12 protein-coding genes and 1 pseudogene are annotated in these 12516 nt (G+C 60.5%); 6 read left to right on the plus strand and 7 right to left on the minus strand.

Annotation, left to right across the window (positions count from 1 at the left end):
• The first annotated feature begins 7 nt into the window (after positions 1-7).
• From M3I54_RS37865 to M3I54_RS37875, 3 genes are all read left to right on the plus strand, one after another.
• Entirely contained in the window at positions 8-859 is an 852-nt protein-coding gene (locus M3I54_RS37865; RefSeq protein WP_254344976.1) for an oxidoreductase, read from the plus strand.
• A gap of 31 nt (positions 860-890) precedes the next feature.
• Positions 891-2255, plus strand: coding sequence for a hypothetical protein (locus tag M3I54_RS37870; RefSeq protein ID WP_254344978.1), 1365 nt, complete (start codon positions 891-893; stop codon positions 2253-2255).
• Positions 2256-2369: 114 nt separating this feature from the next.
• Complete coding sequence (locus M3I54_RS37875) at positions 2370-3068, plus strand: TetR/AcrR family transcriptional regulator (RefSeq protein WP_254344980.1); 699 nt, start codon at positions 2370-2372, stop codon at positions 3066-3068.
• A gap of 30 nt (positions 3069-3098) precedes the next feature.
• Here the strand turns inward: M3I54_RS37875 and M3I54_RS37880 are convergent, their stop codons facing one another.
• The gene (locus tag M3I54_RS37880; protein WP_254344982.1) at positions 3099-3569 is read right to left on the minus strand and encodes a PaaI family thioesterase; all 471 of its coding nucleotides are present in this window, start codon (positions 3567-3569) and stop codon (positions 3099-3101) included.
• A gap of 103 nt (positions 3570-3672) precedes the next feature.
• On the opposite strand from M3I54_RS37880, the gene M3I54_RS37885 reads away from it, so the two are divergent.
• A complete protein-coding gene (locus M3I54_RS37885) occupies positions 3673-4824 on the plus strand; it encodes an NADH:flavin oxidoreductase (protein ID WP_254344984.1) in 1152 nt (383 codons plus the stop codon).
• A 67-nt stretch (positions 4825-4891) separates the two neighbouring features.
• Here M3I54_RS37885 and M3I54_RS37890 read toward each other — a convergent pair whose 3' ends face one another.
• From M3I54_RS37890 to M3I54_RS37900, 3 genes are all read right to left on the minus strand, one after another.
• Entirely contained in the window at positions 4892-5587 is a 696-nt protein-coding gene (locus M3I54_RS37890) for an SDR family NAD(P)-dependent oxidoreductase (RefSeq protein ID WP_254344986.1), read from the minus strand.
• A 61-nt stretch (positions 5588-5648) separates the two neighbouring features.
• The gene (locus M3I54_RS37895; RefSeq protein WP_254344988.1) at positions 5649-6443 is read right to left on the minus strand and encodes an enoyl-CoA hydratase/isomerase family protein; all 795 of its coding nucleotides are present in this window, start codon (positions 6441-6443) and stop codon (positions 5649-5651) included.
• Between the two features lie 104 nt (positions 6444-6547).
• The gene (locus M3I54_RS37900) at positions 6548-7744 is read right to left on the minus strand and encodes an amidohydrolase family protein (RefSeq protein ID WP_254344989.1); all 1197 of its coding nucleotides are present in this window, start codon (positions 7742-7744) and stop codon (positions 6548-6550) included.
• 236 nt (positions 7745-7980) lie between these two features.
• On the opposite strand from M3I54_RS37900, the gene M3I54_RS37905 reads away from it, so the two are divergent.
• Positions 7981-9402 (plus strand): MFS transporter, encoded by a 1422-nt coding sequence (locus M3I54_RS37905; protein ID WP_254344990.1) that lies wholly within the window; start codon positions 7981-7983, stop codon positions 9400-9402.
• A 105-nt stretch (positions 9403-9507) separates the two neighbouring features.
• On the opposite strand, the gene M3I54_RS37910 is transcribed toward M3I54_RS37905, so the two are convergent.
• Positions 9508-10302, minus strand: coding sequence for an IclR family transcriptional regulator (locus tag M3I54_RS37910; protein ID WP_254344991.1), 795 nt, complete (start codon positions 10300-10302; stop codon positions 9508-9510).
• A 246-nt stretch (positions 10303-10548) separates the two neighbouring features.
• Here M3I54_RS37910 and M3I54_RS37915 point away from each other — a divergent pair, with 246 nt between their 5' ends.
• Entirely contained in the window at positions 10549-11313 is a 765-nt protein-coding gene (locus tag M3I54_RS37915) for an SDR family NAD(P)-dependent oxidoreductase (protein WP_254344992.1), read from the plus strand.
• A 513-nt stretch (positions 11314-11826) separates the two neighbouring features.
• Here M3I54_RS37915 and M3I54_RS37920 read toward each other — a convergent pair.
• Together M3I54_RS37920 and M3I54_RS37925 are read right to left on the minus strand one after the other, a co-directional pair.
• Positions 11827-12048 (minus strand): hypothetical protein, encoded by a 222-nt coding sequence (locus tag M3I54_RS37920; protein WP_254344993.1) that lies wholly within the window; start codon positions 12046-12048, stop codon positions 11827-11829.
• A gap of 21 nt (positions 12049-12069) precedes the next feature.
• Positions 12070-12516 (minus strand): annotated as a pseudogene (locus M3I54_RS37925) (NAD(P)(+) transhydrogenase (Re/Si-specific) subunit beta); the annotation flags it as partial.

Below are 12516 nucleotides of genomic sequence, written 5' to 3' on the forward strand. Positions count from 1 at the left end.
TTCAACAATGACTGAGCAAAAGACAAATCCGGCCGTGTGGTTCATCACGGGCGTTTCGTCCGGCTTCGGCCGGTCCCTTGCGGAAGCGGCCCTCGCCCGCGGTGACAAGGTCGTAGGCACCCTGCGCAATGACGCGCAGCTAGCGCCATTCGAAAATCTCGCGCCTGGACGCGCGTACGGCGTCTTGCTCGACGTCACCGACGCCGCGTCGGTGCCGCGCGCCGTCGAGCAGGCCCTTAGCCGGGCGGGCGCAATCGACGTTCTCGTGAATAATGCCGGCTACGGACTGTTCGGCGCACTCGAAGAAGTCTCCGACACGGAAGCGCGTCAGCTATTCGATACCAACGTGTTTGGCACGGTCAACGTGATCCGCGCCGTGCTGCCTTACTTTCGCGAGCGAAAACGCGGGCACATCGTGAACTTCTCCTCGGTAGCCGGCGTGATCGGTATCACGGGCTGCAGCTTTTATTGCGCCTCGAAACACGCAGTCGAAGGACTGTCTGAATCGCTCGCGCGAGAGCTGAAGCCGTTCGGGATTCACGTGACGATCGTTGAACCCGGCGGTTTTCGCACGAATTTCGCGGGTGGCTCTCTGAAATGGAGCGAGATCGAATCACCCGCCTACGCTGCAACCGTGGGCAAGATGCGCCAGATGATGAGTGGCTACCACGGCACGCAGGCGGGAGATCCCGCCAGGGCCGCCGCCGCGGTCGTGCGCGCGGTGTGCGCGGAGGACCCGCCGCTGCGGTTGCCGCTCGGCCCGGATGCCGTTGACGTCGTCCGAAAGAAGCTCGCGTCCGTACAGGACAATCTTGAGGCGTGGCTCGACGTGTCGAGTTCCACTGACTTTGATCGCTAACGCTGCAGAAGCTCGTTGCCCGGGAGACGACATGTCCGCACTGGACCCATTTTACGCAATGCTTCGCGGTAACGCCGATCCGTTCCGCACTCACCCTGAGGACCTTCTCGAGCTTCAGCTCGCCGCCATGAAAGAGCGTTTCGCCCAGCGCCGCAACCAGATCAGGCTGCTGCGCCGCCGGGCGGACGATATGGGCGTTGAAGCCATCAACCGCCACGCGGACATGGTCCCTCTTCTGTTCGCGCATCAAATCTACAAGAGCTACCCCGAGCAATTCATCGACAATGGCCGTTGGAAGCATCTGGCGGCCTGGCTGCAGACGCTTTCGAGCAACCCGGTAAGCGATGTCGATATGACCGGCGTGGAAGACGTCGATGCATGGATGAGTCGGTTGCGCGACGCGGGCCACTACGTGTTCAGCTCGAGCGGCACGTCCGGGAAATGCAGCTTCATCAACCAAACGCGAGCCGATCTCGAGAACGTCACCGAATCCTGTGTAAAGCTCGGCATTCACGGTAACGAACTGATCCGCCGTGATTTCGGCAAGCGCCCGGTATTCCTGATGATGCCGCCTGCGGGTGCGCACCGTCATATCGAGCCTGTGCTTGGCGCTGCGAAGCGACTCGGCGCCGAAAGCACGCTGATGTTCGACGAACCGGTGTTTGCTTCCGCAACGATCTCGATGGGCCGCATGCGTCGTGCAATCGCCGACGGTTCCGCCAAACCCAGCGAAGTTGCGGCTTTCCAGGAGCATGCGGTGGCACGCCAGCGCCATACCGGCGCGATGATCGACAGCTTTCTCGACAAGCTTGCTGCGCAGCGCGACGTCCCCGTGCTCGTGCAGGGCAACTGGTCGCTGCACTGGACGCTGGTGGAGCGCGCACGCCAACGCGGCATCGCCGATGGAATCTGCCACCCCGACACCGTGATCACGACCGGCGGCGGATTGAAAGGCACCTCAGCGCCCGCCGACTACCGAGAGCAGATCATACGCTTCTATGGCATTCGCCCGGAGAACGTCCAGAACAGCTATGGCATGTCCGAAATGATCGGGACCGGTCCCTGGTCGGAAGTAGCCCACGGCTACGCAATCTGCCCCTGGATCGTTCCGTTCGTGCTCGACAAGTCCGGAGAGCAACTGCTGAATCCTGCGGATGGCCAGGGCGCTGTGGAGGGCCGTTTCGCGTTTTTCGACCTGCTGGCCGAAGGATACTGGGGCGGATTCATCACCGGCGACAAAGTCACGGTGGACTTCTCACCGGCCGGCAACACCGACGGCCTCAACGGACCGCTAGTCAGGCAGGTTGGGCGCTATGCCGACCTGGAAGAAGGCGAAGACAAGCTCTCGTGCGCGGGCACGATGGAGTCGTATGTGCGTGGAATGATCAACGTTTGATCCCTGCCGCGAGCGCTTCGAGCCCCAGGGGGCGCCATGATTGGCGCCCCCTGGGGCTCGTGAGTATACTGATGCCCTGATTCCGTCATCAAACGCTCAACGATGTCCAAACCTATGGCAGTTCAGGCTCCCGACGGAGCCTCGCGGCTCGCTGCGGCAGGCAAACCTCGAACGGCCGGCCGGCCCACCCACGACGACGCGCTCCAGCTGCGCGAGCGGCTGCTCGACGCCGCCAAATCGGTCTTCATACGGGAGGGTTTCGGCGCCGCCAGGGTCGAGGAAATTGCATCCCTTGCTGGCGTCAGCAAAACGACCGTTTACCGCCAGTTTGGCACGAAGGAAGAGCTTTTTCGCTCCATCGTCTGGCGCGGGATGTCCGACCTGCGCGGCAAGATCACTCAGCACCTGGAGCCCAGCCGCGATTTTTCGACGAACCTGGCATCCCTTATCGATGCACTTGTCGAACACATGGCAATTCCGGACAGCATGCACACTTCACGCATGGTCATCGGCGAGGCGATACGTTTCCCGGACGTCGCAAGGCAGTTTCTGCAGTTCGTTGTGACGATGCTGGAGCCGCTCACGGGCGTTCTGGAAGCCGCAGCGGCGAATGGCATGATCGACATCGACGACCCCGCGAACGCGGCACGCGACCTGCTCACGCTGGTCACTGGTGCCCCCGAAGTGCACCTTGCGATCCACACTACGCGTGCAGAACGCAAGCGCAGGGCCGAGCGGATTCATCGGATCCTGTTGACTGCCTGGAAGTATCGCGCAACGCTCGATAAGGTTCGAGCCAGGGCAATGCCGTAACGTTCGCCGCGCGCCCGCCTCGCCGGCAGACTAGCTGCCGACTTCCCCCATCACCTGAAACTGACCGGATGCCTGGGCAATGCACTTCGCATTGGCCCAGATCCGGCAGTCCGAGAAAATCACCCGTTTTCCAGAACGCAGAACGTCGACATGGGCCTCGACCCAGTCGCCCGGCTCCGCGTTGCCCATGAAGTTGACCGTCAAACCCGTCGTCAGCACCTTCACCGCCGGTTGGCGCGAATACTTGCTTGCCCACGTAATGGCTGTATCCGCCAGCATACAAACGGCGCCGCCGTGCATCATCTGGCCGAGGTTCCGATGCGCTTCGCGCACGTACATACCAACGACGTGCCCGCGCTCGCTCTTGCGAAAGTACGTAGGCCCGAACAGCTGATGGAACGGGCCAAACTCCGGCATCAATGCAAAGCCCTCGGGAATGGGCTTTTCGCCGCCCTCTTCAAGCGCATCTAACGCCAGCGCGTGTACTTGTTCCAATGCCATCCTCCCCTTCAACGCCGTAGCTGCCCAGGCGCCAATATTTCCTTTTTCATCGGCAAGACATAGCGTATCATTATTCGCACATAAGTCAACTATGTGAATACATATGGGCACCGAATCGCTCTTTACGCCTCTCGTTGTTAGAGGCGTCACGCTTGCCAACCGTATCGTCATGTCACCCATGACTCGCGGTTTTTCCCCCAATGGACTGCCCGGCAGCGACGTCGCCGCCTACTACAAGCGGCGCGCCCAGGGCGAGACAGGCCTCATCATCACGGAAGGTGTCGGTGTCGATCATTCGGCGGCGCTCGGCGAAGCAGGACTTGGCGAAAATTCGATTCCCGTACTCGCCGGAGAAGAGTCGGTCGCCGCGTGGCGACGAGTGACGGGCGAAGTTCACGCAAGCGGCGGCATCATCTTTCCGCAGCTATGGCATATGGGGCCGATGAAAGAGGCGCACACCGGTCCCTTCCCTGCCGCCACGCCGCTGCGCCCATCGGGACTGTGGGGACCGTCTGGGCGCACGACCTCGCTCAATGCGGGCTACATGGAGCGGGTCATGCCACCAACGCGGCCAATGACCGACGCCGAGATCGCCGATGTCATCGCCGCTTACGGTCGAAGCGCAGGCTTTGCGAAGGCCGCCGGATTCGACGGTATCGCCATTCACGGCGGTCACGGCTACCTGATCGATGCGTTCCTTTGGGCGGAGACCAATCAACGCACGGACGAATGGGGTAAGGATCTCGCGGCCCGCGGCCGCTTTGCCGCCGAAGTCGTGCGTGCAATACGCGAAGCGATCGGCGATACGATGCCGATTACGTTCCGCTTTTCACAGTGGAAACAGCAGGATTTCCGTGCGCGCCTCGCCAACGATCCGCACGAGCTCGAACAGATCCTCGCACCGCTCGCGGATGCCGGTGTCGACATCTTCGAGGCGAGTACGCGATATTTCAATCGCGCGGAATTCCCGGGCTCGGAGATGAATCTCGCAGGCTGGGTAAAGAAAGTGACCGGGCGGTATTCTATGGCAGTGGGCGGAATCGGCATTAATAAGGGTTACTACGATTCCATGGCCGGAGCCGAAACATCGGTACAGCCCGACCTTACACCGCTGCTTGATCGTTTCTCGCGCAATGAGTTTGACCTTGTTGGCGTGGGACGTTCGCTTCTGCACGACCCGAACTGGGCTCGGCGTGCCCGCCTTGGCGAGCCGTTTCTTGGATTCAGCAACGATTCGCTCGCGCGCCTCACCTGAAACGCCATTACGCGGTTGACGCCCTCGTCGAATCAGGCGTCAACTGCCGTTTCCAGTTTGCGCACTTTCAAGTGCGCCCGGTAACCGGAATCAATGCGCCGGTTACCCCCGATGCAGCTTCGGAAGCGAGAAAAAGAATCACGTTGGCGATTTCCTCGGGCCGTACCCAACGTGAAAAGTCCGCGTCGGGCATGTCGTTACGGTTTTGCGGCGTGTCGATAATGCCCGGCAGGATAGCGTTCACGGTAATTGAACGCCCCTTGAGTTCTTCGGCCAGCGCTTCCGTCAAACGCATCACCCCCGATTTCGACGCCGTGTATGCGCCCATCCCCATACCGGCCTTCAGTGCGGCGCCGGCACCGATGTTGACGATGCGACCACCCTGCGCGCCGCCAGCAAAATAGTCGAGTGCGGCTTTCGATGCCGTGGCGGCCGTGCGCACGTTCATCTGGTACATCAAATCCCAAGTGTCGAGGCTACCGTCTGCCAGCGTCTCCCAACGAAATCCCCCAGCCACGTTGACGATCGCATCGAACTTGCCAAGCTGCTCAACAGCCGCTGACATCGCCGAACGCGCCGATTCAAGATCGGTCAGTTCGACGCCGCCGCACCACCATGCTGCATTCAGTTGTGCAGCATTGGCATTGTCTGGTGCAGGCGCCTTGTCGATCAGCGCGACCTTCCACCCGTTGTCGGCGAATACACGACCCACCGCGCGTCCGAGTGCGCCGAAGCCACCGGTTACCATCACTACGCGTTGCATGTCCAATCACTCCCTGGCCGCGGCCGGCGCTGCAGTACGTCCCGCGCCCGGCGCAATAAAATCAACGTCCCTTGAATACCGGCTCGCGCTTCTCGCGAAACGCGTTGACCGCTTCCTGATGGTCTTCCGTCAAGTTCGACAGCGCCTCGTAGGCAATCGACGCATCGAGAATCGAATGCGCAAGTTGCTTGAGCCCGATATTGATTGAAGCCTTGGTCCACTGAATCGCACGCGCGGCGCCATTCGCCAGCCGCTTTGCCATGGCGTCGACAACCGCGTCGAGTTCGTCGGCCGGCACGGCATGATTGATGAGGCCGAGGCGTGCCGCCTCTTCCGCGGTGAGGAGGTCACCCGTCAAGAGGTATTCCTTGGCCTTTGCGTAACCCACGAGCTGCGGCCAGATCACCGCGCCGCCATCGCCCGCTACGAAACCGACTTTCACGTGCGGATCGCCGATCTTCGCGTGATTGGCCGCGTAGCTCAGATCCGAGAACAACGCGATCGTCGCGCCCAGACCAATGGCATGACCGTTGATCTTCGCGATGACCGGCTTCGGACAATCGAGCATCGAGAAGACGATTTTCTTGGCGCGCTGCATGCCTTCCAGAAACAACGCCGGGTTGTCGATGACCTGCTGCATGTGCTCGATGTCACCGCCCGCGCTGAATGCGCGCCCAGCGCCCGTCAACACGACAACACGGGTGTCGCCGTCCTCCGCGACATCGAGAAAGAGCCGCGACATCTCGATGTCCATCTGCTCGTCAAACGCATTCAGCGTTTCGGGGCGGTTGAGCGTGACGGTCAGGACGCCGCCGTCGCGTTCGAGCAATAACGCCTTATAGTCCGAAATATTCATGGCTAACCTGTTCACAAAGAAGAGACAGCGCGGGACGGCGGGTCGCGCCGCCGCGCAAACGCCGGGTGCCATTCCCGCCGCACCGGCGCCCCGCGCGACTTCGATTACACCTGCAGCGGAATGAACCTGCGGCCGTTGTCGTACATGATCTTGCGCGTGTCTTCTTCGGCAAGCGCATTGAGCGCTTCCGCCGCGAAGTCTATCGGCTCCGGCACGCCTTCCGCGTGCGGATAGTCGGAGCCCATCAACAGGAAGTCCGATGATCCCGTTTGCGCGATGATCTGGCCGATGTCGTCCTCAGGATACGCGACCACAAACACGTTTTCCTTGAAGATCTGGCTCGGGCGCTTCTTCAGTTGACCGCACGGCCAGTAACCATTCTTCGCCATGCCCCGGCACTTGTCCATTTTCACGAGCAGCGACGGCACCCATTCGGCACCGTTTTCCGCGCTGCACAGCTTGACGCGCGGGAAACGCTCGAAGAAATTGTAGAAGATGAACGACGACAGCGTTTCCATCACCGGACGCTCGCCGTAACCGTGCATCCAGACAAAGGCGGTTTGACGCTGGCGCGACTGCTGCACCGGCTCGCCCCACACCGCCATGTGATCCTTCATGTAGATCGCTTCCGACACGTGGAACGTGACACGCACGCCTGCTTCGTTGAGGATCGACCAGAACGGATCGAAATACGGGTCCGCAGGCGCACGGCCATTGAACGGCCCCATCGGCATCAGGATGACGCGGACACCGTTCGCGACCAGCCATTTGGCCTCGGCGACAGCGGCGTCGAGATCGTCGAGCGTGACGACCGGCGTCGTGTAGATGCGGTCCTTGTAGTTGAAGCCCCAGTCGTCGAGCATCCACTGGTTATATGCATGCAACACGGCATTCGCGGCAGCAGGCTCGTTGAGGTAGGAAATGCACGCGACCATTTCGCCGATGTACATCGTGCAGGCTTCCACACCGAATTCGTCCATCTTCTTCAGGCGTGCGTCGCGATTGAACATGTCCGGCGTCGGGGGGACACGCATGTCGACGTTATCCTTGCCGTCCTTCATCGCGCGCAGCCATTCATGCAACTTGCCCGGCGGGGGCACGTGCCCCTCGGCCGAGGTGTAGCCTTCGCTGATTTCCACCTTGCGGTCGCCGACATACATGCAGCGGTTGCCGTCGGCCGTGACACGGCTGGTGAACGACCAGTCCTTCTTGAACTTCTCGGGCAGGTGGCGGCTGAATGCATCCTCGACTTCGTAGAAGTGCGTGTCGGCGTCGTAGATCTTCCCTTGATACGCTTGCATGAACTCTCTCCTGATTGTGGGGGAGCGCTGCTGAACGTGCGCCCTTGAGAGAAGTATCGGCTCAGGCCATCAGCCCAAAAACTCTCATATCGAACCCGGAAACGTCGATATCGAATTGATATCAGCCGGCACCGTCGCCAATCCTGAAGTTCGCATAGCATTTTCCGGAAAACACCAATGCGAACAGCGTTCGCATATGAGTATACTCGAAAGAATACGTACAACCGGAGACGTTTATGCAAGCTGAAGTCCTCCAGCAGCAGGCACACCGAGCACAGCCCGTTGCTGGTCCCCCGCGCGGGTTCACGATGGCGATCCTGCTAGCCGCGGTGGTAGCCTCGTCTGGCATCACCGTTATCTATACGGTGCTGGTCACGCTCTACAAAGCCTTCCCTGCCTCGAACTCCGTGAGCTGGACCGTTACCGCCTACTGGCTCGGCTCGGCCATCTTTGCCGCGGTAAGCGGGCGCCTCGGTGACTTGCTAGGCTACCGTCGCATCCTGCTCGTGGTGATGTCGGTCGCTGCCGCCGGCGCGGTCGTCGCCGCATGTGCAACCCATGTCGGCATGCTCGTCGCCGGGTGCGCGATGCAATCGATCGCGGCGGGCATTACGCCGCTCTCCATCGGCCTGGTTCGCGAGAACCTGCCACCAGCCAGGCTGCCTGGCGCGGTCGGCCTGATCAGTGCTGCAGGCATGGTATCCGCGGGGCTGGTCTACATTTGCGCGGGCGTCGTCGTGGATCACTATTCCTGGCAAGGCGGCTTTTGGTTCAAAGTCGCGCTTTGCGTCGTGGCGGTCGCTGCCGTACGCGCCTGGACCCCGCCGTCGCCGCCGCATCCCGGCGTACGGATCGACTACATTCGAGGCCTTGCGTTCGCTCCAGCACTTTGCGCCATTCTCTTCGCAGTGCAACAGATCCGCGCGTGGGGGTTTGCCGATGCGCGGCTATGGGGCTTGATCGTCGGCGGGATGGTCGTGCTCGGACTATGGGCGCGGCATCAACTCAAGGCGCGTCATCCGCTCATCAACGTGCGTCTGCTGAAGACGCGCGAAGTCATATTGGCGAATGCCTGCATGGCATTCCTCGCGGCAGGCGCCATGCAACTGGGACAGGTTTTCTCGCTGCTTGCCCAGCAGCCTGGGGGCACGCACGCCGGGTTCGGGCTGAGCGCGACAGCGGCCGGATTGCTGATGTTCAGCATCAACATCGTCGCAACGGTCGCGAGCCCGTGGAGCGGCCGCATTGCGGCCCGGTACAAGGCCCGTCGCGCTGCCTTGATCGGCATGGTCATACTGGCCTTTGCCTGGGCCTCGCTGATCGAGCTTCATCGCAGCCTGCTGCTCTTTGTTCCAGGCGCGGTCCTGTGCTCGTTCGGGCTCGCCTTCGCGAGCACGGCGCTGTACAACCAGATCGTGGAAACAACGCCTGCGCATCAGACAGGCGAGGCAACTGGCATGCTCTACGTCTTCTTCTCGTGCTTCTTCGCGGTGGGCGCCCAGGTGGTATTCGTGCTGCTACGCGGCGCGGCGGAGGGACATGACGGCGGGTCGTTTGCTGCCGACAGTGGCTATGTTTCTGTATTTGTCTACATCGCCTGCAGCTCGATTGCCGGACTGCTAATCGCTTCCATGCTGCCGAAGCGTCGCGCCCATTGATCGTCGTTGCTAACGACCTGTTACACGCTGGTCCAACGCTTATTCAAATTCGCCATGCCTGCCGCACATTGAAGCATATGCTTCAATGTGCGGGACGCCGGCCGGTCACTCCTCTTCGGCTTCACCCAATGCAGACGCGCGCTGGGCCACCCTGATCATGTTCTGCTCGAGTTGCGGGCGTTCGCGATCGAACCGCTCGAGCGGCGCACCAATCGCCATCGCCGCAATCACGTTACCGTTCGGCCCGAAGATCGGCGATGACACGCCAGCGGAGTCCGGCAGCAATTCGCCGCGGCTCACCGACAAGCCGCTTTCGAGGATGTGATCGAGTTCGTCACGCAGCGCCTTCTTCGTCGCGATCGTTTGCGGCGTGCGGCGCTCGAACTTGACCGTCTTCATGTAGTCGGTCACGAAAGCGTCCGGTGCATGGGCCAGCAGCACGCGACCTGCAGCCGTGCAATAGAGCGGGCGACGCAAACCGATGTGCATCGAATACCGCACGGATTGTTCGCTCTCGATTACGTCGACATAGGTAATCTCTTTGTGCTCGATATCGAGGACGCCGATATACACGGTTTCATTGGTACTCTTCGAGAGATCTACCAGGAACGGGCGCAGCATTTTCGAGAAGTTCCACGCGGCCATCACGCCCGCGGACAACCGGAAGATCGACGGCCCCAGGCGATAGCGGCCTGCGTCGTGCATCAAAAACCCTTCCGCCACGAGAGGTCTCAGCAGATTGAGCAAGCTGCTCTTCGGTGACTCCAGGGCGACATTCAGTTCTGCCAGCGACATCCCTTCCGGGGACCTCGCTAGCACATCAAAAATTCCGAGGAGTCGGGTCAGCGAGCGCGGCCCGCTGACATCCCGGTCCGCCGGCGCTGAGGTCTCTTTCAACATGATTTTCCCCATGAATTGACTGTTTCGATTATACGGGAACTATTCACATAGTTTTACAACGATCACAATTTGGCACAATTTTACGCTACCCGAATTCGGGAATACGCCAGGGCGCCCCCTCATCCGAGTTGAGATATAGTTGAACGGCGTTCACAAAATTGAAACGCTGGAGCGATAGTTTCTGCAGCATTCATGCGGCACGCACGCGCGTCGAGCAGCAGCATCAACATCACTTCTGGATCACTCATGTACACGAAAAAACTGGCAGAAAAGGTCGCTATCGTGACCGGAGGCGGGCAAGGTGTTGGACTCGGCATTGCCCGCTCGCTCGCCACCGAGGGCGCGTGCCTGGTGCTGACCGGCCGCACGGAGAGCAAACTCACGCACGCTGCCGAGGAATTGAGCGCCCTCGGTTCGCAAGTGCTCGTCGTGCCTGGTGACACGCGCAATCGAACCGACGCCGTGCGCACGGTCGAACTTGCGATTGAACGTTTCGGACGCGTGGACGCGCTCATTAACAACGCACAAAGCAGCAACCCGGGTGTGCCGCTCGAGTCCGTTACCGACGACGACTGGAGCAACACGCTCGAGTCGGGCTTGCACGGCACCCTGTATTTCATGCAGGCCGTATTGGCACAGATGAAGGCACAGGGCCGCGGCGCTATCGTCAACTTCGGCTCGCGCACAGGGATCGAAGGTCTCAAGGGATTCGGCGCGTACGCCGCGACCAAGGAGGGCATTCGTGGGCTCTCGCGTGTTGCCGCGCGCGAATGGGGCGCCTATGGCATTACCGTCAACGTCATCTGCCCGGCAGCGCTCACGCCAGCCGCTGAAGCTTACCTCGAAGCCAATCCCGAGGAACGCACTCGCTATCTCTCTGAAATTGCACTTGGCCGCTTTGGCGATCCCGAGCGCGATATTGGACGAACCGTTGCATTTCTGTGTAGTGACGACGCTAATTTCATAACGGGGCAGACTATCAGTGTGGACGGCGGACAGTCAATGCTTTAGTGCGTCTTTTTGAACGCGGTGCAATATATGAAACGGGAAGTTGCATTTTTCAGCGGTCGCAGAGAATTTAATTGAACTAGCAGTTGCATTAACTGGATGCCTCGATCCGGGGGCGAGTTCGCACGAGACGCGTACCACGACGATCGACAGTGATCACGTATTTCTCCTCCGGCACACTTCGCGAGAGCGTGTGGAGTTTGGCCTTGGCTGCGGAACACCGAGCCAAGGCTTTTTTTCGCGCCGTTATGTTTGGGATTTTCAGCGAAGGCAGCGCGACGCCGAGACTCACCCGAGTCCGTAAAGCAATCAACGGATTTTTGGGCGACGGCGAAGAGGACGCTCATCACGATAGACCGAATCGGCCAAGAACTTCGAGTGCGTGCACGTTGCGGTCCACGCGGAGACCTACCTTCGACCTTCATGTGCAACGCCTGACCAACGGCCAGGCGTTGCGCTAGCAGTTCAAGCGAGTCGTGGAGATTGCGATCCCGATACTGCTTTTCAAGAAAGCAATTAGAACCATTCCGATGTGAAGAACGGCAAGTGCATGTCCATCCAGTCGTATTCGCTGCGGCAGACCGCCCATGCCCACTGGGGTGACTTTCCAGCACGGTGGGCAGCGTCCGATCGTTGATGCAGACGTGAATTATTTGAAGCATCCCCGCCCGCTTCGAGATGCCCGACTTCTGCCTCGGTTGTACCTACGATACCGCTGTTGCTATTCTCAGTCGTCATGATTCGTCCTTTAGCTACCGCTCACTCCACCGCTTTCACCATCTCCTCGATCACCTTCTTCGCGTCGCCGAACACCATCATGGTTTTATCCATGTAGAAGAGTTCGTTGTCGAGGCCCGCGTAACCCGCCGCCATCGAACGCTTGTTCACGATGATGGTGCGCGCCTTGTACGCCTCGATGATCGGCATGCGATCGGCGACTTCGGATCGTTCTTCGCGGCCGGATTCACCACGTCGTTCGCACCGAGCACGAGCACGACATCGGTCTGGCCGAACTCGTTGTTGATGTCCTCCATCTCGAACACCATGTCGTAGGGCACCTCGGCTTCCGCGAGCAGCACGTTCATGTGGCCCGGCATGCGGCCCGCCACCGGGTGGATCGCGTAGCGCACGTCCACGCCCTTCTCCACGAGCTTGTCGGTAAGCTCCTTCAGCGCATGCTGCGCGCGCGCCACCGCGAGGCCGTAG

The sequence above is a fragment of the Paraburkholderia sp. CNPSo 3274 genome (assembly GCF_024206475.1).
Classification (GTDB): domain Bacteria; phylum Pseudomonadota; class Gammaproteobacteria; order Burkholderiales; family Burkholderiaceae; genus Paraburkholderia.